We start from the raw sequence: 22,721 nt of genomic DNA on the forward strand, positions 1-22,721 counted from the left end.
CCTACATCCGGAAGACGCCGAAACCGTCGGCGCCCTTCACCGGTCCGTTGTGGATCGCCGACAGGCACAGCCCGAGGACGGTACGGGTGTCCCGGGGGTCGATCACCCCGTCGTCGTAGAGCCGCCCGGACAGGAACAGCGCCCCGGACTGCGACTCGATCTGCTGCTCGACCATCATCCGCATGGCGGCGTCGGTGTCCTCGTCGTACTCGCGTCCCCGGGCGGCGGCGGCCTGCCGGGCCACGATGGACAGCACACCGGCGAGCTGCGCCGGACCCATCACCGCCGACTTCGCGTTCGGCCAGGTGAACAGGAACCGCGGCTCGTACGCGCGGCCGCACATGCCGTAGTTGCCGGCGCCGTAGGAGGCGCCCAGGTTGACCGTCAGGTGCGGCACCGTCGAGTTCGACACCGCGTTGATCATCAGGGCGCCGTGCTTGATGATGCCGCGCTGCTCGTACTCGGTGCCGACCATGTAGCCGGTGGTGTTCTGGAGGAAGACCAGCGGTGTGTCCGCCGCGTTGGCGAGCTGGATGAACTGGGCCGCCTTCTGCGCCTCCTGGCTGAACAGCACGCCCCGCGCGTTCGCGAGCACACCGACCGGGTAGCCGTGCAGCTCACCCCAGCCGGTTACGAGCGCGGTGCCGTAGCCGGGCTTGAACTCGTCGAACGCGCTGTCGTCGAGCACCCGGGCCAGCACCTCGCGCGGGTCGAACGGCACCTTCAGGTCGGCGCTGGCGATGCCGAGCAGCTCCTCCGGGTCGTACCGGGGTGGCAGCGGGTGGGGGTTGCGCGGGGGTGGGCCGTGCTTGCGCCAGTTGAGCCGGCGGACGCACTGCCGGGCCAGCCGGATGCCGTCGCGCTCGTCCTCGGCGAGGAAGTCGGCCAGGCCGGACGTGGTGGCGTGCATCGCCGCGCCGCCGAGCGACTCGTCGTCGGTGACCTCACCGGTGGCCATCTTCACCAGCGGCGGCCCGGCCAGGTAGACCTGCGACCGGTCCCGGATCATGACGGTGAAGTCCGACATGCCCGGCACGTACGCGCCGCCGGCGGTGGCGTTGCCGAACACCACGCTGACGGTCGGGATCCGCTGCGCGGACAGCCGGGTCAGGTCACGGAACACCCGGCCGCCGGGAATGAAGATCTCCGCCTGGGTGGGCAGGTCCGCGCCGGCCGACTCGACCAGGTTCACCATCGGCAGCCGGTTCGCCGCCGCGATCTCACCCGCCCGCCGGGTCTTCGCCAGCGACCACGGGTTGATCGCGCCGCCGCGTACCGTCGGGTCGTTCGCCACGATCAGGCACTCGACGCCCTCGACGACGCCGATGCCGGTCACGGTGCTGGCGCCGACCGGGAAGTCCGTGCCGTACGCGGCCACCGACGACAGCTCCAGGAACGGGCTGTCCGGGTCGAGCAGCAGTTCGATCCGCTCCCGGGGGAGCAGCTTGCCGCGATTGTGGTGCCGGGTCACGTACTTCTCGCCGCCACCGCCCCGGGCCTGGTCGAGCGCCGCGTCCAGCTCGGCCAGGCGTTCCAGTAGCGCCTCCCGGTTGGCGGTGAAGGCGGGCGCGGACGGGTCGATGCTGCTCTGCAGGACAGTCGTGCTCATAGGCCCATGCCCTTCGCGATGATCTCGTTCATGATCTCGGTGGTGCCGCCGCCGATGCCGAGCAGACGGGCGTCCCGGTAGTGCCGCTCCACCTCGGCGTCGCGCATGTAGCCGAAGCCGCCGTGCAGTTGCAGCGCGGCGTCGACCACCCAGTCGCAGGTGGCCACCGCCACGTTCTTCGCCATCGCCACCTCGGTCACCACCGGCTGCCCGGCGGCCACCCGCTCGGCGACGTCGTGCACGTACGCCCGCGCCGCGTCGGTGCGGCTGTGCATCTCGGCCAGCTTGTGCCGGACGACCTGGCGCCCGACGAGCGGCCGGCCGAACGTCTGGCGGTCCCGGCACCACTGCACGGCCAGGTCCACGCAGCGCTGCGCGGTCGCGTACGCCTGGGTGGCGAGCGACAGCCGCTCGTTGGCGAACTGCTGCATGATGGCGAGGAATCCGGTGTCCTCCGGGCCGACCCGGTTCGTCACCGGCACCCGCACGTCGACGAAGGACAGTTCGGCGGTGTCCGAGCAGTGCCAGCCCAGCTTCTCCAGCCGCCGCCCCACCGTGAACCCGGGCGTGCCCTTGTCGATGACGAGCAGGCTGACCGAGCCCGAGCCGGGGAACTCGGTGCAGACCGCAGTGGTGACGAAGTCGGCGCGGATCCCGCTGGTGATGTACGTCTTCGCGCCGTTGACGACGTAGTGGTCGCCGTCGCGGACCGCGCAGGTGCGGATGCCCGCCACGTCCGAGCCGCCGTCCGGTTCGGTGATCGCCAGCGCGCCGATCATCGTCCCGGCGAGCGCGGGGCGGACGTACCTGTCGATCAGCCCTTCGTCCTGGGTCTCGACCATGTGCGGCAGCGCGATCCCGTGCGTGAACAGCGCAGCGACCAGCCCGGACGACCCGCCCGAGCGGATGATCTCCTCGGTGACGACCATCGAGTCGAGCAGGTCACCGCCGCTGCCGCCGACCGACTCCGGGAAGCCGATGCCGAGCAGGCCGATCTTGGCGGCGGTCTCGTGCAGCGACCGGGGCACCTCGCCCGCCCGTTCCCAGTCGGACAGGTGCGGCAGCACCTCCCGGGTGACGAACGAGCGGGTCAGCTCGCGCAGTTGCCGGCGTTCCGGTGTGTCCACGATGGTCATGCCGGAACCTCCGCCGGAAGATCGACGATTCGTGAGCGCAGCAGCTCCCCGAGCGCCTTGGCCTGGGGGTCGAACCGGGTGGACGCGGCCACACCCTGCCCGAGCAGCCCACGGATCACGAAGTTGACAGCGCGCAGGTTCGGCAGCTCGTACCGCTCGACGCTGAGCGCCGCCGTCTCCGGCAGCAGCTCGGCCAGCCGCTCCACGGTCAGCCAGTCGCGCAGCCAGGGCCAGGTCGCGTCGGTACGGGCCCAGACGCCCAGGTTGGCGTCGCCACCCTTGTCGCCCGACCGCGCCCCGGCCAGCTCACCGAGCGGCCCCCGCCGGATCCCGTGCAAGGAAGGGCCCCCTGTTAACGCCTCGTGTTGTACAGGGGCCCCCTGCAAACCGTCCGTCACCGTCGGCGGCGCGATCGGCACCCGCTCACCGGAGGGCAGCACCGCGACGTGCTCGACGGCGTCCTGCGCGATCGTGTCGGCGGTGAACACCCCGTACGGCGTCGCGTCGCCGGGCAGCGTGGTCAGCGTGCAACCCGGGTAGGAGGCCAGCGCCAGCTCCACCGCCGCCGCCGAGAACGCCCGCCCGGCCCGCGACTTGTCGCCGTCGCGCAGGTGTACGTGCAGCAGCGCGCTCGCCGCCTCGGTGTCGCCGGTGTCCGGGTGGTCGGTACGGGCCAGTGTGAACTCCAGCCCCTCCGTGCCGACCGACTCCTCGATCTGGCCCCGGACCAGCGCCGCCTTGGCCGGGATGTCCAGCCCGCAGAGCACGAACGTCATCGAGTTGCGGAAGCCGCCCAGGTTGTTGACGCCCACCTTGAGCGTGTCCGGCGGCGGCGTGCCGCGCACCCCGGACACCCGTACCCGGTCCGGGCCCTCCTGCTCCAGCCGTACCGTGTCCAGCCGGGTCACCACGTCCGGCCCGAGGTAGTCCGGCCCGCCCACCTCGTACAGCAACTGGGCGGTGACCGTCTCGACCGTCACCGCACCGCCGGTGCCGGCGTGCTTGGTGAGCACCGACGAGCCGTCCGCGTGCAGCTCCGCGATCGGGAAGCCGGGCCGGTGCCCGCCGTCCGGCAGTTCGGTGAAGAAGCTGAAGTTGCCACCGGTGACCTGCGCACCGCACTCGATCAGGTGCCCGGCGACGGTCGCGCCGGCCAGCGCGTCGAGGTCGTCGCGGGTCCAGCCGAAGCGGGCGATCGCCGGGCCGACGGCCAGCGAGGCGTCGGTGACCCGCCCGGTGACCACCACGTCCGCGCCCGCGTCGAGGCAGGCCGCGATCCCGAACGCGCCCAGGTAGGCGTTAGCGGTCAGCGCGTCCGGCCGCTGGATCGCGTCGCCCTCGACGTACCCGACCCGGACCTGGAGGCCGAGCCGGTCGCCGAGCGACCGGATCGCGTCGGCCAGCCCGGCCGGGTTGAGGCCGCCCGCGTTGGTGACCAGCGTGACGCCGCGCTCCAGCGCGGTGCCGAGCACGCCCTCCGCCTGACGCAGGAACGTCTTCGCGTAGCCGAGCGACGGGTCGCGCATCCGGTCCCGGCCGAGGATGAGCATGGTCAGCTCGGCCAGGTAGTCACCGGTCAGCACGTCCAGCTCGCCGCCGTCGAGCATCTCCTGCCAGGCGGCGAAGCGGTCGCCGTAGAAGCCCGACGCGTTCCCGATCCGCAGCACGCTCATGAGGAGGTTCCGTTCGCCGGCTCGCGCTTGTCGCCGGGCGGCCCGGCGAACGCCTGGGCCACGTCCAGCCACTCGTCGGCCACCGGCCCGGTGGCGGTCAGGGCCAGGTCCGCGCGATGCCGGCGCTGCGTGACGAGCAGGCAGAAGTCGAGCGCCGGGCCGGTCACCCGGTCGGCCGCGTCGGCCGGACCGAACTCCCACACCTCGCCGTCCGCGGGCGCGGTCAGCTCGACCCGCACCGGCGTCGTGGGCACGTCGCGGCCGTGGGCCGCGAAGCCGTGCCCGAGGGTACGGAAGCCGAGGTGCGCGATGTGCCGCAGGCGCGCGGTCGGGGTACGGCTGACGCCGAGCGCGTCTGCCACGTCCTCGCCGTGCGCCCACGTCTCCATCAGCCGGGCGGTCACCATCGACGTCGGCGACATGCTGGTGCCGTACCAGGGGATCTTCTGCCCGGCCGGGACGGCGGCGAGCGCACCGGCGAGCGCCGACCGGCCGGCACGCCAGCGGGCCAGCAGCGCGCCCGGCGGCGCGAGGAAGGACTCGGCGCCGTCCTCGACCAGGCGCGACGGGTCCGGCGCGGCCATCACCGAGGCGAAGAACGCGGACTCGTCGGTGGCCGCCAGGTAGGCCACGTGGTCGGTCCAGGCCAGGTGCGCCACCTGGTGTGCGACGGTCCAGCCCGGGGCCGGCGTCGGCCGCTCCCATCCGTCCGGCGGCAGGTCCGCGACGAGCGCGTCGAGCTGTTCGGACTCGGCGGCCAGATCCGCGAGCAGGGCTGTCAGGTCGACCATTGTGCCTCCGGGCGGGGGTGGGGCGTCAGGGGATCAGTGCCGCTCGCTCTCGGGGGTGAGCAGTGCGGCGAGCTGGCGTTTCCAGGTGTGCAGCAGGGCGGCGCGGCGGGGCGAGTCGTCGCTGAGCAGGTTGGCCACGCCGAGGCCGCGCAGCAGGTCGAGGGTGGCCTGCACCGACTCGCGTACGCCCGGCCTGCGTTCGTCCACACCGAGCAGCTCGACGGTGAGCCGGTGCATCTCGCGGCCGATCCGCGCCTCCAGCGGCACCAGCGCGGCGCGCAGCTCGGCGTCGGTACGCGCGGCCACCCACAGCTCCAGCGCGGCCACGAACAGCGGGCCGGTGAACGAGGCGGCGAGCAGGTCGACCACCCCGTCGAGCCGCTTCGGGCCGACCGGCAGGTGCGCCGCCTCGGCGCGCAGCTCGGCCGCCCGGCGCTCGGTCAGGTGGGTGACGGCGGCGGTCACCAGCGCGGCCTTGGTGGGGTAGTGGTGCAGCTGGGCGCCCCGGGAGACGCCGGCGTGGGCCGCCACCACAGTCGTCGTGGTGCCGGACCAGCCGTGCTCCACCAGGCACTCGACAGTCGCCTCCAGCAGCCGGGCCTGGGTGGCGCGGCTGCGCTCCTGCTGCGGAACTCGGCTCGACACGCAGACAGCGTGCCCCGCCCAAAACAAACAGTCAAGCCTGACTTTTTTGAAAGGAGGGGGCCCTTGTTAACGCCTGCGGTAGAGGAAGGGCCCCTTGTTAACGCCTCAGCGGCCGTCGCGCGGACCGAAGACGGTGAGCGCGTCGGCGTCGGAGTGGCGGGAGCGGACGTACTCGTCGGCCCAGGCCGCCGCATCCGGGAACGTGGACTCGGCGGCGACCCGTGCGCAGGCGGCGTCCACGTCGAAGCGGGTCCGGCGCAACTGCACGCCCGGGCCGAGCAGTGCCCACCAGGCGCCCGCGCCCCCGTACGGCATGCCGACGCTGCCCGGGTTCACCACCAGGCGACGGTCGACCAGCCGGGTGAACGGCATGTGCGTGTGCCCGCAGACCACCGTGCCGACCTCGGCTGGCAGGCCGGCGAAGACCTCGGCCCAGCGGTCCAGCCGCGAGTCGACGAGCACGACCTCCTCGTCGTCGCGCGGAGTGGCGTGGCAGAACAGCACGTCGCCCAGACCGCTGACCGGCAGCGTGACGGACGGCGGCAGCGCGGCCAGCCGGGCCACCTGGTCGTCGCGGAGCTGTCCGGCGGCCCAGTTGGAGACGGCGATCGGGGAGGACTTGCCGGCCCGCGCCTGCACCAGCTCCCGGGTCGGCGTTCCCGCCGACCCAGCAGGCCCGGTCACCGAGGGCGGCCAGCCGGTCCAGCACCTCGACCGGCTGCGGACCGGCCGCGAGGTCACCGGTGAGGACGATCAGGTCGGCGGCTGCCACGTCCGGCTCGGCCAGGACTGCTTCCAGCGCGGGCAGCACACCGTGGATGTCGGAGAGGACGGCGACGCGATCGGGCATCGTCCCAGCCTGGCGACACCGGCCCGGGAGAACCAAGCGATTCTGCGGCGGGCAGAGCCGGCACCGGCCGGCCCGGCTTGCGCAGCAGACGCATCGGCCCGGCCGGCGCAGCGGAACGGCAGCAGAAGACGGCATCGGCCCGGCTCCGCGCGGTGGCGGGCCGGGCCGGGAAGCCGGTACGGAGGATCAGACCCGCGCGCGGCGGGCCAGGCGCTCCGGGTCGAGGATGATGATGCTCTTGCCGTCCAGCCGCAGCCAGCCGCGCGAGGCGAAGTCGGCCAGCGCCTTGTTGACGGTCTCCCGGGAGGCGCCGACGAGCTGGGCGATCTCCTCCTGGGTGAGGTCGTGCGTCACGCGCAGCACGCCGCCGTCGCGGGTGCCGAACCGGCCGGCCATCTGGAGCAGGTTCTTGGCGACCCGGCCCGGCACGTCGGTGAAGATCAGGTCGGCGAGCGAGTCGTTGGTCCGGCGCAGCCGGCGGGCGAGCACCCGCAGCAGCTGCTCGGCGATCTCGGGCCGGTTGTTCAGCCACGGCCGCAGCGCCTGCTTGCGCAGCCGGACCAGGCGGGTGTCGGTGACCGCCGTGGCCGTCGCCGTACGCGGACCGGGGTCGAAGAGCGACAGCTCACCCACCATGTCCGACGGGCCCATCACGGCGATCAGGTTCTGCCGGCCGTCCGCCGCGCGGCGACCCACCTTGATCTTGCCGGACAGGAGGATGTAGAGACTGTCGCCGGGCTCGCCCTCGTTGAACACGATCTCGCCCTTGCGGACCTCGATCGTCTCCATCTCCTTGGCGAGCGCCTCGGCAGCCTCCGGGTCGACACCCTGGAAGATCCCGCTGCGGGCCAGTACCTCGTCCATCGCGCACCTCCGCCTGCGCGTGCCGTCCGTCGGCCGGGTCCGCCGTCCGCTGATCCCTCGCGCGCCGCCAGTCTAGGCGCACATGAGCAGGAATCAGAGGTGCACCCCTGGAATCTTGATCGTTGGGCGTAACCCACCCGACCTGGGAAGCGGCTAAGATCCCGCCCCCGGCCCGGGTCGGCGCCACCCGTTCCCACCTGTGATCGTAGGGTGACCGGCGTGCTGTGTGAGCCGTTCCTGACCAGCCGGTCCGAATCCGGCTGGGACATCCCGCTGCTGGCCTGGCGGGCCGAGGCGCCGCTGCTCGCGGTCGGCTCCGCGCCGCTGGGCGGGGGGATCGGCGTCCGCCGGTGGGTGCTGAACGCGACCGTCCCCATGTCGTACGACCGGGACGACCCCGCCGCGCACCTGGCCGAGCTGGCGCACGGCCTCGACCTGGACGGGCCCGGGGTCGGGCTGCTGACCGGCGTGGACGTGAGCGAGGTGGTCCGCCGCACCGACTGTGGTGTCCGGGTCTGGGCGACTGTCGGCCTGGGCACGCCGGTCTGGGCCGCCGCCGAGCCGGCCGCCGCCGCACCCGACCGGGCCGCCGCCGCACCCGGGCCGGCGCCGTCGGCCGCGAGCGAGCCGGCCCGGCCCGCGCAGCACGTCGGCACCGTCAACATCGTCGTGTACGTCCCGGCGCGGCTCGGCGACGCCGCCCTGGTCAACTCCGTGGCCACTGCCACCGAGGCGAAGGCTCAGGCGATCTGGGAACTCGGACTGCCCGCCACCGGCACCCCCACCGACGCGGTGACAGTGCTCTGCCCTGCTGACGGCGATCCGGCCCCGTACGGCGGTCCCCGGTCGGCCTGGGGCGCACCGCTGGCCCGGGCCGTGCACGCCGCCGTCCGCTCCGGCGGCGCCGGGACCGTTGTGCCCTGGTCCGACCGGCGGGCGGGCTGACGTGGGCCCGGGACATGCGACACGCCGGGTTTTCCGACCGATCGGCCCTCGTCGCGGCGTTCCCGGGACGGTAGCGTCGCCGACGATGTACGCTTCCGCCCGCTCTGTGCCCCGTACCCTCCGCGCCGCCGTCGCCGGACCGCCCGCCGCCGTGCCCGGCCCGCGTCGCGCGGTGCTCGGCCGGCGCCTGGCCGCGTTCGCCGCGCTCGTCGCCGTCCTGTTCGTCGCCGGCTGCGGCGGCGACGCCGGCGGGTCCGGCGGCGACCCCCGGTGGCAGGCGGGACAGGGCGGCGGGTCGACCGGCTCGGCCGGGCCGGAGACGGGTGACCAGCCGGCCGCGCCGGACGCGTCGAAGGAGCCGTCGATCTCGCTCACCGCGACCGGTGACGTGATCATGGGCAATGCGCCGGACCGGCTGCCTCCGAACGGCGGCAAGGGCTTCTTCGACGACGTCAAGTCGGCGCTCAAGGGCGACCTGGTGATGGGCAACCTGGAGGAGCCGCTCACCGACGACACCGGCGCCGGCAAGTGCGGCCCGCAGCCGAAGAACTGCTACCAGTTCCGCGCGCCGCCCGGCTACGCCGCGCACCTGCGCTCGGCCGGGTTCCAGCTGCTCAACCAGGCAAACAACCACGGCTACGACTACGGCCGGCAGGGCTACGAGAACACCCAGTCGGCGCTGGAGGCGCACGGGCTCAAGCACACCGGCGCGCCGGGCGAGATCACCGTGGTGGACGTCAAGGGCATCAAGGTCGCCGTGGTGGGCTTCTCGTCGTACCCCTGGTCCAACAGCCTGGTCGACCTGAACGCCGCCAAGCAGGTGGTCGAGATGGCCAAGGAGCAGGCCCAGATCGTGGTGGTGCAGGTGCACATGGGCGCCGAGGGATCGGACAAGACCCGGGTCAAGCCGGGCACCGAGATGTTCTTCGGCGAGAACCGCGGCGACCCGATCCGCTTCTCCCGCACCGTCATCGACGCGGGCGCCGACCTGGTCATCGGGCACGGCCCGCACGTGCTGCGCGGGATGGAGTTCTACAAGGGGCGGCTGATCGCGTACAGCCTCGGCAACTTCGCCGGTGGCGGGAAGTCGCTGAACAGCTCGGGCCGGCTCGGCTGGGGCGGCGTGCTCAAGGTGTCGCTCACCGCCGAGGGGACGTTCGCCGGCGGCACGTTCACCTCCACCGTGATGAACGGCGTGGGCCGTCCGTCTGTGGACCGGCAGAACCGCGGCCTCGGACTGGTCCGTGACCTGAACCGGTCCGACTTCCCGGACACCGGCGCGAAGCTCGACGGGACCGGCAAGATCACCGCACCGGCGGGTGGCTGAGCGCACCCCGGCCGCGCCGAGCCGCCGGAGCGTCGGCCCCGCGACGTAGGCTGGCCGACGTGACCACGCGTTCCCCCGAGACCGACCTCGGTCGTACGCGCCGCGCCCGGCGCATCGGCCGGGTGCTGACCGAGACGCACCCCGACGCGCACTGTGAGCTCGACCACGCCAACGCGCTGGAGCTGGCGGTGGCGACGATCCTGTCCGCCCAGTGCACCGACAAGAAGGTCAACGAGGTCACGCCGAAGCTGTTCGCCCGCTACCGCTCCGCAGCCGACTACGCGGCGGCGGACCGCGCCGAGCTGGAGGAGCTGATCCGGCCCACCGGGTTCTACCGCAACAAGACCAGCTCCCTGATCAACCTGGGGCGGGCGCTCTGCGAGCGGTACGACGGCGAGGTGCCCGGGCGGCTCGACGACCTGGTGACCCTGCCGGGGATCGGCCGCAAGACCGCCAACGTCATCCTCGGCAACGCCTTCGGCGTCCCCGGCATCACCGTCGACACCCACTTCCAGCGGCTGGTGCAGCGGTGGCAGCTCACCACCGAGACCGACCCGGTGAAGATCGAGCACGCGATCGGCGCGCTCTACCCGAAGCGTGACTGGACGATGCTGTCGCACCGGGTGATCTTCCACGGCCGCCGGGTCTGCCACGCGCGCAAGCCCGCCTGCGGCGCGTGCACGCTGGCGAAGCTGTGTCCCGCGTACGGCACCGGGCCGACCGAGCCGGCCGCCGCGGCCAAGTTGCTGAAGGGCCCCCGGGCCCGTGACCTGGCGGTCGCAGTCGGCCTCGATCCCGACCTGGTGCCGCAGCAGGCGGCAGCGGCGGACGTGCCGTGATGCGCCGGTTCGCCTACCTTCTCGTCCCCCTGCTGCTGGCGGCAGCGGGCTGCACCGCCACGGCCGACGAGCCGGCACGTCCGGCGCCGGCGACCCGGGCCGAGCGCCCCTCGCCGTTCGCCGACTGCGCCCCGCTGACCGTCGCGCCCGCCGCGGCATCCCCGACTCCCGCCGGGAAGGCCGGGGACCAACTCCCCGACCTGACGCTGAACTGCTTCACCGGCGGGGCGCCGGTGAACCTGCGCGACGTCAAGGGCCCAGCCGTGATCAACGTATGGGCCTCCTGGTGCCCGCCGTGCCGCAAGGAGCTGCCCGCGTTCCAGCGGCTCAGCGAGCGGGCCGACGGCCGGTTCCAGGTGATCGGCGTGAACAGCCGGGACAGCCGCGGCGGCGCGCAGTCCATCGGCGAGGACTACGGCGTCGACTTCCCGATGCTGCTCGACCAGGGCGACGCGTTCCAGCGCGCGCTGGAACGCAACGCGTTCCCGCTCACCGTGCTGGTCGACGCCGACGGCCGGATCCGGCACACCGACGCGACCGGCGCGCTCGACGACGCCCGCCTCGCCGCGCTGCTCGAACGTCACCTCGGGGTGCGGGTATGACCCGACGGCCGCCGCTGTGGTTCGACCCGCTGCTGGGCCGGCTCGGCACCGCGCGGGCGGAGGACTTCACCCGCATCGTCACGCCGGAGAGCGGCGGCCGGGAGAGCGCCGTGCTGGTGCTGCTCGGCGAGGAGCCCGGTGCCGGGCCGGACGTGCTCGTCCTCCAGCGCGCCGCGACGCTGCGCAACCACGCCGGGCAGCCGGCCTTCCCGGGCGGCGCGGCCGACCCGGAGGACGCGGACGCCCGCGCCACCGCGCTGCGCGAGGCGAACGAGGAGGTCGGCCTCGACCCGGGCAGCGTCACAGTGCTGGCCGAGCTGCCCCGGCTCTGGATCCCGGTCAGCGACTTCGTGGTCACCCCGGTGCTCGCCTGGTGGCACGACCCGCACCCGGTGCACCCGCGCGAGCCGGCCGAGGTGGCTCACGTGGCCCGGCTTCCCGTCACCGAACTGGTCGACCCGGACAACCGCATGCGGGTACGCCACCCGAGCGGCTGGATCGGTCCCGCCTTCTCCGCGCGCGGCATGCTCGTCTGGGGCTTCACGGCGGGTGTGATCGACCGGCTGCTGGAGATGGGCGGCTGGTCCCGCCCCTGGCCGCACTCGCGCGTGGTGGACCTCCCGCCTGTCGACGCCACGCCCGCTCCGTCGGCGGGCACCGAGGCGGCCGACGAGAGCCCGGTGCGGTGATCACCCGTACGCATCCTCGGGTCACGTTCCGCGAGCGCTGAGCCGAGCACGGGCCCCGTGCCCGTACCCTTGGGGCGTGTCCGCCGTGGATCTCGTCCTTCTTCTGCTCATGCTCGTGTTCGCGATCAGCGGATACCGTCAGGGCTTCGTCATCGGGGCCCTGTCGTTCTCCGGCTTCTTCCTCGGAGCGCTGCTCGGCCTCCAGGTCGGGCCGCTGATCGCCCAGCAGTTCACGGCGAGCGGCACACGCGTGCTGATCTCCCTGGTGGCGATCTTCGGGCTCGCGGTGCTGGGGCAGGCGCTGGCCGGCTGGCTCGGCTCGAACCTGCGGGCCGCCATCACCGGCCCGGCCGGCCGGAAGATCGACGACGTCGGCGGCGCGTTCATCTCGGTCATCGCGGTCATGCTCGTGGCGTGGCTGGTCGCCGTGCCGCTCGGCTCCTCCTCGGTCCCGTGGCTGGCGTCCTCGGTCCGCAACAGCGCGCTGCTCACCGTCGTCGACCAGGTGCTGCCGGACAAGGCGCAGGACCTGTCCACCGCGCTGCGCGACACGGTCGACACCAACGGCTTCCCGGACGTGTTCGGCGACCTCGCGCCGACCCGGGCCCGGCAGGTCGCACCGCCCGACCCGGCGCTGGCCAACTCCCAGGTGGTGCAGAACAGCAGGCGGTCGGTGGTGAAGGTGCTCGGCTCCGCGCCGAGCTGCTCGCGCCGCATCGAGGGCTCCGGTTTCGTGTACGCCGACGACCGGGTGATGACGAACGCGCACGTGGTGGCCGGCACCCGCTCGGTCGCTGTGGAGTTGCGCGGCGAGCGGTACGACGGCGAGGTCGTCGTCTACGACCCGGACCGGGATCTGGCGGTGCTCTACGTACCCGGGCTGCCCGGGCCGTCGCTGCGCTTCGCCGCCGGACCGGCCGCCACCGGCGCCGACGCGATCGTGCTCGGCTTCCCGCTCGACGGCCCGTACGACGCCCGCCCGGCCCGGATCCGCGACGTCGACCGGATCACCGGCCCGGACATCTACTCGGCCGGTGACGTCAACCGGGAGATCTACACCATCCGGGCGCTGGTACGCAGCGGCAACTCCGGTGGCCCGCTGGTCTCCTCGAACGGTCTGGTGCTCGGCGTGATCTTCGCGGCGGCGGCGGACGACCCGAACACCGGCTTCGCGGTGACCGCCGCCGAGGCGCGACCGGTGGCGCTGGCGGGCGCGGAGCGTACCCGGGGAGTGGCGACCGGCGACTGCACCTGAGCCGGCCGGCGGCGCTCAGCCGCCCGCCGGCGCTCCCGCCGGTGTCGCCTCGTCCCCCGAGCGGGACAGCGGCAGATGGGCGCGACCCCAGGTGAGCGTGCGGTCGAGGACCGCCCGGGCCATGATCGCCACGCAGACGCCGCCGTTGAGGAACGAGGCGACCACGTCGCTGGGGTGGTGCATGCCCCGGTACATCCGGGTGAGCGCCACGCCGATCGGCACCAGCACCAGCAGCGTCCACCAGCCGACCTTGGTCGGGGTGCTGCGCGCCCGCAGCGCCAGCAGCACCGCGAGGCCGACGTAGAGCGCCGTCGCCGCCGAGGTGTGCCCGGACGGGAAGCTGGACGTGGGCGGCGAGGCGTCCATGTGCGCCACGGCCGGGCGGTTCCGGTCGATGACCATCGTGGTGAACAGGAAGATCAGCGCCTGCGCGGTCACCGCCGCGCACAGGAACAGCGGCTCCCGCCAGCGGTGCAGCACCAGCCGCAGCACCAACGCCGCCAGCACGGTGACCACGACGATCATCTGGGTGCTGGCGAGCGTGCTGAACACCAGCGAGACGTCGTTCCACCCCGGCGTCCGGTCGCCGGCCAGCTCCCGGTTGACCGTGTCCTCCACGGTGAACGGCCAGGTGTGCGCCAGTACCCGGGTCACCAGCAGGCCCAGGCCCACCATCAGCGCGAAGAGCAGGGTCAGCGGCAGCAGGACACGCCGGGTGACTCGGATCACGACATCGGACATGGGGTCGCCTGTACCCCGATGCGGGCCCGGCTACGCCCGGCCGCCCTCCGGCCGCTGGTCGGCCAGCTCCGGCTCGACCCCCTCGCGCAGCGGACGCGTGGACGGCCGTCCCGACCCGCTACGCCAGGTGGCGAACGCCGCCGCTGTCGCGGCCACCACTGCGGTCCCGAGCACCCAGCCGCCCACCACGTCGCTGGTCCAGTGCACGCCGAGCGCGATCCGGCTGATCCCGGTCACCACCGTGACCAGCAGGGCGGCGGTCCACAGCGCGATCCGGCCCGGGCGGCTGTCCCGCACGAACGGCAGGAACACCAGCAGCAGCACACCCGCGGCGAGCGTGGCGTTGAGCGCGTGGCCGGACGGGAAGGAGTAGCCGGCGGCCCGGGCCACCGGGTCGAGCAGATCCGGCCGGTCCCGGCCGACGAGCAGCTTGAGCAGCGCGCCGAGCAGCCCGCCGGCGACCATGGTGACCACCACCCAGACCGCGAGCCGGGGCGCGCCGCGCCGGACCAGCCAGACCACCACCACGACCGCTGCCACCCGCAGCGGGCCGGGCCCGAACACGTGCGTCCAGACCGTCATCACCGCGACCCAGGCGGGATGGTCCTGCGCGTACCCGTGGAACGCGTCGGTGATCGAGGCGTCCAGCCGCAGCAGGGGCGGCCAGGCGCCGAGCACCAGCAGGGCGATCAGGGCGAACGGCACCAGCACCAGGAACGCCGCGACCACCGTCAGGGTGAGCCGTAGCCCCAGCGAGTGATCGCGGTCGAGGCGGCGGTGCCGCCACGACCGGTGCGTGACCGTGGCCCCGGTGGTGTCCATGGGCATTCCCCTACCCACCGGAGGGCAGGGTCAGACCGGTTCAGCGCCGGGTCTGCCGGAACCGGCGAACCATCAGCGCGGTGCCGGTGACGAGGGCGACGAACAGGGCCAGGCCGGTCCAGAGCCGCTCCGGGGCGGAGACGTCCGTCTGTCCGGCCGGCCGGGCGGTCCAGCCCTCCGCCGTACGCCCGAGCGGGTCGCCGCCGCGGCCCGCCGCCGCGGCCCGGGTGTCCGGTCCGTCGCCGGGTGCCGGCCCGAAGCCCACCACGCCGGGGGAGGCGTTGTCGTCGAGCGGGTTGTGGACCACCGACGGCACGTCACCGGTGAGCGCGGCCACCGGGTCGACCAGGCCGTAGCCGAACCGGTCGTCCCGCCCGGTCGGGCCCAGATCCCGGGCGGTGCTGATCAGCCGGTTGACCACGTCCCCGGCCGACATCTTCGGATAGCGCGAGCGGACCAGGGCCGCCGTCGCGGCGACGAGCGGCGCGGCGAAGCTCGTCCCCTGCACCCGCCAGTAGCCCTCCGGACGAGCGCCGTAGAGCCCGGTGGCCGGAGCGCTGAGCACCGTCTCGTGCCCCGTGATCGAGCCGGACCAGAGGTTCTCGCTGGTCCGCTCCAGCCCGGTGACCGCGAGCACGCCCGGTTCCCGGGCCGGGTACCAGACGTCCGTGGTCGTCGAGGTGGCCAGGTTGCCGGTGCAGGCGACCACCACCACGTCCCGGGCGAACGCGTAGTCGAGCGCCGCGGCCAGGGCCGGGTTGTCGCTGCTGCCGCCGAGCGACAGGTTGACCACCTGGGCGCCGTTGTCGACCGCCCAGCGCACCGCCTTGGCGATGATCAGCGCGTCGTCGTAGCGGTTCTCGGCGTCGAGCACCCGGACCGGGAGGATCTTGGCGTCCGGCGCGAGCCCCACCACGCCCCGGTCGTCGTCGGCCCGCCCGGCGATCAGCCCCGCCACCGTGGTGCCGTGCCCCACCGGGTCCGGGCCGGCCGAGCCGTCCGGCGTCACCAGATCCAGGCCGGGCAGCACCTGACCGGCCAGGTCGGGGTGGGAGCCGTCCACACCGGAGTCGATCACCGCGACCACCACGCCGCGCCCGGTCGACGTGCGCCACGCCGTCTTCGCCCGCAGCTCCTCCAGCTGCCACTGCTCGTCGCGTACCTGGTCGGTGCGCAGCGGACGGTCGGGGGCCGACCAGGGCCGTGCCACGGCGGCCGAGGCGGCGGGCGCGGCGTGTGCCGGCGGTGCCAGCGGACCGGCCACGGTGACCAGTGCCGAGGCGGCGGCGAGCAGCGCGCGTCCGGCGAGACGCCGGGGCGGCCCACCGGGCAGTCCCTGCCGATCCCCTGTCACATTCCCCAGCCGTTCGGTCGCGTCAGACACATGCTGCACGGAGATTACCGGTTGCCCCGGCCGTCACGGGGCAACTCGGCCAGCCTGATCACCCGGGCGGGAGATACGCCAACTGCACCAGGCGCACCCCCTCCCGGCGGGTGACCAGACGCGCCCGCCCCGGCGGCAGCGGCCCGGCCTTCACCTGGCCGACGAGCGCGCCCTCCTCCGGACCGCCCGACATCACCAGCCCGGCCGTGGACAGCTCGCGCAACCGCTGCACGATCGGCTCGTACGCGGTCCGCCCGGCGCCGCCGGTCCGCCGCGCCAGCACCAGGTGCAGCCCGACGTCCCGCGCGTGCGGCAGGTGGTCCTCCAGCGCCCGCAACGGGTTCGTCGGCCCGCCCGCCACCAGGTCGTAGTCGTCCACGAGCACGAACAGCTCCGGTCCCGTCCACCACGACCGGCTGCGCAACTGCGCCGGTGTCACCTCCGGCCCCGGCTGCCGCCCCTGGAGATAACCGGCGGCCGACTCGATCAGCTCGGCGGTGTGCGGCGCGGCGGTGCCGTAACCGATCAGGTGCGGCGTCTCGATCACGCCCATCAGGCTGCGCCGGTAGTCCACGAGCATCACCCGGGCCTGCTCCGGCGTGAACCGGTTGACGATCGAGGTGGCGAGCGCCCGCAGGAACGACGACTTGCCGCACTCGGCGTCGCCGAAGACCAGGAAGTTCGGCTCGGTGGCGAAGTCCAGCACCACCTGGGACAGGTCGGCCTCGGCCACGCCGATCGGGAACGCCGGCCCGCTCGTCGTGCTGTGGTCCAGTTCGGCGTACGGCAGCACCGGCGGGAGCAGCCGCACCCGGGGCGCCGGCGGACCGCTCCACGCGCCGGCGACCGCCTTGACCAGGTCGGCGGTCTCCGCGCCCAGCGCCTCGACGCGCGGTTCGGCGGTGAGGAAGTGCAGGCCGCCCGCGGTGATGCCGCGACCCGGCCGCTCCTCCGGCACGGTGGCCGCCAGCGCGCGCTTGACCACCACCGAGTCGGCCGGGTCGCCGAGACGCAACTCCAGCCGGGAGCCGAACAGGTCGCGGATCGCCGGGCGGAAGTCCGACCAGCGCAGCGCGCTCGCCACCACGTGCACCCCGTACGCCAGGCCCCGGGTGGCGAGCTCGGTGACCAGGGGTTCCAGGTCCTCGTACTCGCCGCGCAGCGTGTTCCAGCCGTCCACCACCAGGAAGACGTCCCCGAACGGGTCGGGCGCGCCCGCCGCCCGCCGCCGTCGCCACGCGGCCATCGACTCCACACCGGCCTCGGCGAAACGCCGCTCCCGCTCGGCCAGCAGCCCGGCGACCTCGCCGACGGTACGGCGCACGGCGGTGCCGTCGGTCCGCCCGCTGACCCCGCCCACGTGCGGCAGGTCGCGCAGCGTGCCGAGCGTCCCGCTGCCGAAGTCGAGGCAGTAGACCTGCACCTCGGCCGGGGTGTGGGTGAGCGCGAGCGCGCAGACCAGGGTGCGCAGCAGACTGGACCGGCCACTGCGGGTGGTGCCCACCACCGCGACGTGCCCGGCCGCACCGTCCAGCGCCAGCCAGAGCAGGTCGCGCCGCTGCTCGAACGGCTTGTCCACCACCGCCACCGGCACCTGCAGCGCCCCGTGCAGCTCCGGATTCGCCACCGTGAGCCCGCGTACCGGGTCTGCGCCGACCGGGCCGAGCAGCTCGTCCAGGGCGGGCGAGGCGTCCAGCGGCGGCAGCCACACCTGGTGCGCGGGCGGGCCCTGCCCGGCCAGCCGGTCCACGAGCAGGTCCAGCAGCGTCTCGCCGCTGTCGTCCTCGGCGGGCGGAGCGACGGGCGCGGGCGGCTCGGGCACCGGGACCAGGTGGGTGGAGAACGCGAGCACCCGTGCCTCACCGGCGCCGGACGCGCCCGCCGCCCCGCCGCGCCGGCGGACCGCCCCGGAGACGTACGCGGCCTTGAACCGGACCAGCGGATCGGTGCCCGAGCGCAGGTAACCGTGCCCCGGGCTGCGCGGCAGCTCGTGCGCGTCCGGCACGCCCAGCACCGTCCGGGACTCCAGCGCCGAGAACGTCCGCAACCCGATCCGGTACGACAGGTGCGTGTCCAGCCCGCGCAGCCGCCCCTCCTCCAGCCGCTGGCTCGCCAGCAGCAGGTGCACACCGAGCGACCGGCCCAGCCGCCCGATCTGCACGAACAGGTCGATGAAGTCGGGCTTGGCGGACAGCAGCTCGGAGAACTCGTCGCAGATCAGCAGCAGCGACGGCAGCGGGGCCAGCGGCGAACCGGCCGCCCGGGCCCGCTCGTAGTCGCGCACGCTCGCGAAGTTGCCGGCCCGGCGCAGCAACTCCTGCCGGCGCATCAGCTCCCCGTTTATCGCGTCCACCATCCGGTCCACAAGCGGCAGCGCGTCGGCCAGGTTGGTGATCACGGCGGCGGTGTGCGGCAGTCGCTCGAACGACGCGAACGTGGCGCCGCCCTTGAAGTCGACGAGCACGAAGTTGAGCTGCTCCGAGCTGTGCGTGGCGGCCAGCCCCAGCACCAGCGTGCGCAGCAGCTCCGACTTGCCCGACCCGGTCGCGCCGATCAGCAGGCCGTGCGGGCCCATGCCGTCCTGCGCCGACTCCTTCAGGTCGAGGTCGATGGCCCCGCCGTCGGCGCCCACCCCGATCGGTACCCGCAGCCGGTCCCGCGCGGCCCGGGGCGCCCAGCCCTGCTCGGCGGTGAAGCTCTCCGGGTCGCCCAGACCCAGCAGCTCGGGCAGGCCCAGCTCGGCACCGGGCGGCGCGTCGGGTCCGCGTACCGTGCCGGCGAGCCGCAGCGGCGCGAGCCGCCGGGCGACCGCCTCCGCGTCGGCGGACGCCAGCGCGTCGGCGGCGCCCACCTCGGCGTGCCCCTCCGCGGAGTGTGAGTGCAACCGGCCGTCGACCAGGTCGAGCAGGAGCGCGTACCGGTCGAGCAGCCGGGGCGGCGGAGTGTCCAGGTCGAGCACGGTGACCGCGTCGATGCCGCCGTCGCCGGCCAGGTCGGTCGCGCCGGTCAGGTCGCCGCCGTCGAGCACCACCACGACGTGCGGACCGTCGGTCGCGGTGCCGTGCGGGCTGAACCGGGACCGGGCGCCGAGTACGTCGTCGAGCAGCCGTTCCAGGTCGGCGGCGGCGCTGGTGACCAGCCGCACCGGGCCCAGCGCGTCGGTGCGCGCCGGATGGTGGGCGTGCGGCAGCCACTTCACCCACTCCCAGGCGCTGCGGCGTTCCGGCCCGGCGCAGACCGCGATCAGCAGCTCGTCCGGCGCGTGGAAGACGGCGAGCTGGGTGAGTACCGCCCGGGCCAGCGCCTGCGCGGCGGGCGAGCCGGCGCCGCGTACCGGGCCGGCCGGGCCGCGCACGAAGACCCGGGCGAAACTGCGCAGCGACAGCGCCACCGGCAGGTCCGGCACCACCGAGTACGCGTCCAGGAAGCGCCGCAGCGCCCCGGCCGTCATCGGCTCCAACTCCTCCAGCGGGCGGGTGACCGGCGGGACCAGCGGGGTGGCGAGCGTCTGCGGGCCCACACCGACCCGGACCACGGCGAAGTCCGGGTCGCCCGGCCGGCGCTCCCAGACCCGGTGACTGTCGACAGTCGACCAGAGCCGCCCCGGCTCGGGATGGCGGTAGGACAGCCCGGCCCGCTGGGCGCCGGCGGTCTCCCGCACCCGCCGCCGGAGCGTGGCGAGGTGACGCAGGTACTCCCGGCGGGCGGCCATCAGCTCGGACTTCTTCGGCCCGGCGCTGCCCCAGGTGGTGACCAGCATCGCCAGCGAGGAGAGGCCGAACATGCCGCCCACCACGTACGAGTAGGCACCGCCGCCGCGGCCGAACATCATCGCCATGGCCACCGTCCCGCCGAGCATCGGCAGCACCATCAGCGCCTGCTGCCAGCGCCCACCGGCGGCGGCGGGGATCTCCGGCGGCGCCTCGACGGGCAGCTCACCGACCGGGATCTCCGGTGCCGGGCGGCGAGGCGGCCGCTTGATGACGACAGTGGACACTCACCCTCCCCCGGAAGTGGCTCTGGGTAACCCGAGCCTGGCTCATCGTAGGTAAAGTCCTCTCGTCCGTCAGCCCACTCCCTCCGCCCGATATGGAGATGCCTCGATGACAAGCGGGCTCGCCCGGGTCACGATCAGCGCGCCCAGGCGGCGGGTCGACGTGGCCCTCCCGGAGCAGGTGCCCCTGGCCGAGCTGCTGCCCGAGGTGCTCCGGCACGCCGGGGAGGGGCTGGCCGACGACGGGGAGCGGCACGGCGGGTGGGTGCTGCGCCGGACCGACGGGGCGGTGCTCGCCACCGCCCAGGCGCTGCTGCCGCAAGGAGTGCGCGACGGCGAGGTGCTGCACCTGGTGCCGGCCCGCGCGCAGTGGCCCGAGCTGGAGTACGACGACGTGGTCGAGGCGATCGTGGACGGCGCCCGGCGCCGGGGCGCCGCCTGGTCCGGCCGGGCCACCCGGGTCGCGGCGCTCGCCGGTGCCGCCGTACCCCTGGCCGTCGGCCTGGTCGCCGTGGTCGCGGCCGGTCCGGGCGCGCGCGGCTGGCCGGTCGCCGCTGCGGTCGCCCTGATCCTGGTGCTCACCGCCACCGCGGCGTCCCGGGCGTACGGCGACGGCCCGGTCGGCGCCACGCTCGGCGGGTACGCGCTGCCCTGGGCCGCGGTGGCCGGTGCGCTCGCTGTCGCCTCCGGCGATCCGGTCGGCCCGATCCCCGGCCTGCGCTGGGTGGGCGCGCCGGAACTGCTGGTCGGCTCGGTGGCGCTGCTGCTGGTGGCGGTGCTCGGCCTGCTCGGCGTGGCCAGCCGGTCCCGCGTCTTCGTGGCCGGGGTGACAGTCGGCCTGGCGGGCGTGGCGGCAGCGCTCGGCGGGCTGCTGCTCGACCCGGACGGCACCGCCGCCGTCCTGCTCGCCGTGCTGGTGTTCGCGCTCGGCGGGCTGCCGCTGCTGGCGATCCGGGTCGGCAAGCTACCGCTGCCGCCGCTCACCCTGCCCAGCCCGGCCGGCACCCGCGACCTGCCGGACCGGGGCCGGGTGCACGCGGCGGTGGCCCGCGCCGAGGAGGTGCTCACCGGGATGCTGCTCGGCCACGCGGTGCTCGCCGTCGGTGCGGTCGCGGTGCTCGTCTCCGTCGGCCGGACCGCCGGGCTGCTGCTCGCCGCCGTCGCCTGCGGGGTGCTGCTGCTGCGCTCCCGCCTGTTCGTGGCGGTACGGCACCGGGTGCCCGCGATCGTCGCCGGGCTGACCGGGTTCGCAGTGCTCGGCGTGGTGCTGGCCGACCGGGCCGGTCCGGGTGCCCGGCTCGCGCTGACGGTGGGCGGGCTGGCCCTGGCCCTGACGGCGGTCACCGCCGGCGCCACGTACGCCAGGCGGCCCGTCTCCCCGTACCTCGGCCGGCTGGCCGACCTGACCGACACCGCGCTCGTGGTCGCTGTGGTGCCGGTGGCCTGCGCGGTGCTCGGCCTCTACGACCGGGCCCGCGACCTGCTCGCCTGAACACGCGGAGGCCCGGGTCGCGACGCGCGACCCGGGCCCCCGGCAAGCATGATCGTCAGTGCAGCGTCTCGCCGCGCTCCTCGGCCTCCTTGGCGCGCCGGTACGACGCGGCGATCTCCGCCTCGGCCTCGACCCGGCCCACCCAGGTCGCGCCCTCGACCGACTTGCCCGGCTCCAGGTCCTTGTAGACCTCGAAGAAGTGCTGGATCTCCAGCCGGTCGAACTCGCCCAGGTGGTGGATGTCGCGCAGGTGCTCCTGACGCGGGTCCTCGTAGGGCACGCAGAGGACCTTGTCGTCGCCGCCCTTCTCGTCCGTCATCCGGAACATGCCGATGGTGCGGCAGCGGATCAGGCAGCCCGGGAACGTCGGCTCCGGCACCAGCACCAGCGCGTCCAGCGGGTCGCCGTCCTCGCCCAGGGTGCCCTCGATGAACCCGTAGTCGGCCGGGTACTGCGTGGAGGTGAAGAGGGTGCGGTCCAGCCGGATGCGGCCGGTCGCGTGGTCTACCTCGTACTTGTTCCGGTGACCCTTGGGGATCTCAACCGTGACGTCGAAATCCATCTTCCACGCTCCCTCGTTTGCCCACGCTGGCTAACGGAACCAGCGGCTCACCCCCGGCGCGGGGTGAACGCCCCCCGTCGGCTCCGGCCGCCGCATAGTGTTCGGACCGAAGTAGTGTCGCCCAAGGCGATTTCGAGCGGGGAGGAGGGGGCCGTGGGGAGGGAAGATTCACACTACCGCCCCGAGAGGGTTGACGAGCGCGGGTCCGCCGGTTCCGGTTCCGGCGGGGCCACCGGACGGGTGTCCGTGCCGGGTGCCAACGTCCCTCATCGTCCGGCTCCGGCCGCCGGCTCCGCCCGCGTCGGCCCCCCGCACCACGGCTCCGGCCCGCCGCACCACGGTCACGGCCCGGCGAGCGGCACGGCCCGCGTCGGCCCGCCGCACGATCCCACGGCCGCGCTGAACCGGCCCGGCGCGCCGGACTCGATCCCGGTGAGCCCGCCGGTCCCGCCGGCCGGCGCCGCGCCGCCCGTACCCTCCGGGCCGCCCCCGGGCCGGCCG

The 22,721-nt window shown here is 74.3% G+C and carries 19 protein-coding genes and 1 pseudogene; 7 read left to right on the top strand and 13 right to left on the bottom strand.

The genetic code is table 11. From position 1 onward, the window contains the following. Position 1: 1 nt before the first annotated feature. The 8 genes and pseudogenes from ACPCK6_RS12980 to ACPCK6_RS13015 all read right to left on the bottom strand — a co-directional run bounded on the left by ACPCK6_RS12980 (position 2) and on the right by ACPCK6_RS13015 (position 7,568). Positions 2–1,609, bottom strand: a complete 1,608-nt coding sequence (locus tag ACPCK6_RS12980) for an acyl-CoA carboxylase subunit beta (protein ID WP_423481219.1) — start codon at positions 1,607–1,609, stop codon at positions 2–4. After that, positions 1,606–2,745 (bottom strand): acyl-CoA dehydrogenase family protein, encoded by a 1,140-nt coding sequence (locus ACPCK6_RS12985; protein ID WP_423481220.1) that lies wholly within the window; start codon positions 2,743–2,745, stop codon positions 1,606–1,608. Before ACPCK6_RS12985 ends, ACPCK6_RS12980 begins: the two co-directional genes overlap by 4 nt. After that, entirely contained in the window at positions 2,742–4,418 is a 1,677-nt protein-coding gene (locus ACPCK6_RS12990) for an acyclic terpene utilization AtuA family protein (protein ID WP_423481221.1), read from the bottom strand. The genes ACPCK6_RS12985 and ACPCK6_RS12990 overlap by 4 nt, the downstream gene beginning before the upstream one ends. Continuing rightward, complete coding sequence (locus tag ACPCK6_RS12995) at positions 4,415–5,209, bottom strand: TIGR03084 family metal-binding protein (protein ID WP_396880853.1); 795 nt, start codon at positions 5,207–5,209, stop codon at positions 4,415–4,417. The genes ACPCK6_RS12990 and ACPCK6_RS12995 overlap by 4 nt, the downstream gene beginning before the upstream one ends. A gap of 33 nt (positions 5,210–5,242) precedes the next feature. After that, complete coding sequence (locus tag ACPCK6_RS13000; protein ID WP_194801974.1) at positions 5,243–5,854, bottom strand: TetR/AcrR family transcriptional regulator; 612 nt, start codon at positions 5,852–5,854, stop codon at positions 5,243–5,245. Positions 5,855–5,959: 105 nt separating this feature from the next. After that, the gene (locus tag ACPCK6_RS13005; RefSeq protein ID WP_423481222.1) at positions 5,960–6,595 is read right to left on the bottom strand and encodes a metallophosphoesterase family protein; all 636 of its coding nucleotides are present in this window, start codon (positions 6,593–6,595) and stop codon (positions 5,960–5,962) included. Next, positions 6,564–6,839, bottom strand: a pseudogene (locus ACPCK6_RS13010) (metallophosphoesterase family protein); the annotation flags it as partial. The pseudogene ACPCK6_RS13010 and the gene ACPCK6_RS13005, both read right to left, overlap by 32 nt. Before the next feature lie 51 nt (positions 6,840–6,890). Then, entirely contained in the window at positions 6,891–7,568 is a 678-nt protein-coding gene (locus ACPCK6_RS13015) for a Crp/Fnr family transcriptional regulator (RefSeq protein WP_007466162.1), read from the bottom strand. Positions 7,569–7,787: 219 nt separating this feature from the next. Here ACPCK6_RS13015 and ACPCK6_RS13020 point away from each other — a divergent pair, with 219 nt between their 5' ends. From ACPCK6_RS13020 to ACPCK6_RS13045, 6 genes are all read left to right on the top strand, one after another. After that, complete coding sequence (locus ACPCK6_RS13020) at positions 7,788–8,513, top strand: adenosylcobinamide amidohydrolase (protein WP_423481223.1); 726 nt, start codon at positions 7,788–7,790, stop codon at positions 8,511–8,513. Positions 8,514–8,619: 106 nt separating this feature from the next. Continuing rightward, positions 8,620–9,840, top strand: a complete 1,221-nt coding sequence (locus tag ACPCK6_RS13025; RefSeq protein ID WP_396880856.1) for a CapA family protein — start codon at positions 8,620–8,622, stop codon at positions 9,838–9,840. Then, on the top strand, positions 9,837–10,679 hold the full coding sequence (gene nth / locus ACPCK6_RS13030; protein ID WP_396881096.1) for an endonuclease III: 843 nt from the start codon (positions 9,837–9,839) through the stop codon (positions 10,677–10,679). The genes ACPCK6_RS13025 and nth overlap by 4 nt, the downstream gene beginning before the upstream one ends. Next, positions 10,676–11,281 (top strand): TlpA family protein disulfide reductase, encoded by a 606-nt coding sequence (locus ACPCK6_RS13035; RefSeq protein ID WP_423481224.1) that lies wholly within the window; start codon positions 10,676–10,678, stop codon positions 11,279–11,281. The genes nth and ACPCK6_RS13035 overlap by 4 nt, the downstream gene beginning before the upstream one ends. After that, positions 11,278–11,970: an NUDIX hydrolase gene (locus ACPCK6_RS13040; protein WP_366620047.1), complete on the top strand. Its 693-nt coding sequence runs from the start codon at positions 11,278–11,280 to the stop codon at positions 11,968–11,970. Before ACPCK6_RS13035 ends, ACPCK6_RS13040 begins: the two co-directional genes overlap by 4 nt. Positions 11,971–12,046: 76 nt before the next feature. Continuing rightward, a complete protein-coding gene (locus ACPCK6_RS13045; RefSeq protein ID WP_396880859.1) occupies positions 12,047–13,225 on the top strand; it encodes a MarP family serine protease in 1,179 nt (392 codons plus the stop codon). Between the two features lie 15 nt (positions 13,226–13,240). Here ACPCK6_RS13045 and ACPCK6_RS13050 read toward each other — a convergent pair whose 3' ends face one another. The 4 genes from ACPCK6_RS13050 to eccCa form a co-directional block, all read right to left on the bottom strand. Beyond that, positions 13,241–13,966 carry a phosphatase PAP2 family protein gene (locus ACPCK6_RS13050; protein WP_423481225.1) on the bottom strand — a complete coding sequence of 242 codons (726 nt, stop codon included), beginning with the start codon at positions 13,964–13,966 and terminating at the stop codon, positions 13,241–13,243. Between the two features lie 30 nt (positions 13,967–13,996). After that, on the bottom strand, positions 13,997–14,788 hold the full coding sequence (locus tag ACPCK6_RS13055) for a phosphatase PAP2 family protein (RefSeq protein WP_396880861.1): 792 nt from the start codon (positions 14,786–14,788) through the stop codon (positions 13,997–13,999). Positions 14,789–14,828: 40 nt separating this feature from the next. Next, the gene (mycP, locus tag ACPCK6_RS13060; protein WP_423481226.1) at positions 14,829–16,142 is read right to left on the bottom strand and encodes a type VII secretion-associated serine protease mycosin; all 1,314 of its coding nucleotides are present in this window, start codon (positions 16,140–16,142) and stop codon (positions 14,829–14,831) included. An 88-nt stretch (positions 16,143–16,230) separates the two neighbouring features. Next, positions 16,231–20,169, bottom strand: a complete 3,939-nt coding sequence (gene eccCa, locus ACPCK6_RS13065) for a type VII secretion protein EccCa (RefSeq protein ID WP_423481227.1) — start codon at positions 20,167–20,169, stop codon at positions 16,231–16,233. Positions 20,170–20,275: 106 nt separating this feature from the next. Here eccCa and eccD point away from each other — a divergent pair, with 106 nt between their 5' ends. Next, a complete protein-coding gene (gene eccD, locus ACPCK6_RS13070; protein WP_423481228.1) occupies positions 20,276–21,658 on the top strand; it encodes a type VII secretion integral membrane protein EccD in 1,383 nt (460 codons plus the stop codon). A 55-nt stretch (positions 21,659–21,713) separates the two neighbouring features. Here eccD and ACPCK6_RS13075 read toward each other — a convergent pair whose 3' ends face one another. After that, entirely contained in the window at positions 21,714–22,220 is a 507-nt protein-coding gene (locus tag ACPCK6_RS13075; protein ID WP_013288994.1) for an inorganic diphosphatase, read from the bottom strand. Positions 22,221–22,721 lie beyond the last annotated feature (501 nt).

It is taken from the genome of Micromonospora sp. AB353, assembly GCF_049538395.1.
Taxonomy (GTDB): Bacteria; Actinomycetota; Actinomycetes; order Mycobacteriales; family Micromonosporaceae; genus Micromonospora; species Micromonospora aurantiaca.

What these genes read in the sequence shown, in the direction of transcription:
- ACPCK6_RS12995 (WP_396880853.1), bottom strand. Translation starts at nt 5,209, where the DNA reads ATGGTCGACCTGACAGCCCTGCTCGCGGATCTGGCCGCCGAGTCCGAA.
- ACPCK6_RS13040 (WP_366620047.1), top strand. Translation starts at nt 11,278, where the DNA reads ATGACCCGACGGCCGCCGCTGTGGTTCGACCCGCTGCTGGGCCGGCTC.
- ACPCK6_RS13055 (WP_396880861.1), bottom strand. Translation starts at nt 14,788, where the DNA reads ATGGACACCACCGGGGCCACGGTCACGCACCGGTCGTGGCGGCACCGC.
- ACPCK6_RS12985 (WP_423481220.1), bottom strand. Translation starts at nt 2,745, where the DNA reads ATGACCATCGTGGACACACCGGAACGCCGGCAACTGCGCGAGCTGACC.
- ACPCK6_RS12980 (WP_423481219.1), bottom strand. Translation starts at nt 1,609, where the DNA reads ATGAGCACGACTGTCCTGCAGAGCAGCATCGACCCGTCCGCGCCCGCC.
- ACPCK6_RS13075 (WP_013288994.1), bottom strand. Translation starts at nt 22,220, where the DNA reads ATGGATTTCGACGTCACGGTTGAGATCCCCAAGGGTCACCGGAACAAG.
- ACPCK6_RS13050 (WP_423481225.1), bottom strand. Translation starts at nt 13,966, where the DNA reads ATGTCCGATGTCGTGATCCGAGTCACCCGGCGTGTCCTGCTGCCGCTG.
- ACPCK6_RS12990 (WP_423481221.1), bottom strand. Translation starts at nt 4,418, where the DNA reads ATGAGCGTGCTGCGGATCGGGAACGCGTCGGGCTTCTACGGCGACCGC.
- ACPCK6_RS13015 (WP_007466162.1), bottom strand. Translation starts at nt 7,568, where the DNA reads ATGGACGAGGTACTGGCCCGCAGCGGGATCTTCCAGGGTGTCGACCCG.
- eccD (WP_423481228.1), top strand. Translation starts at nt 20,276, where the DNA reads ATGACAAGCGGGCTCGCCCGGGTCACGATCAGCGCGCCCAGGCGGCGG.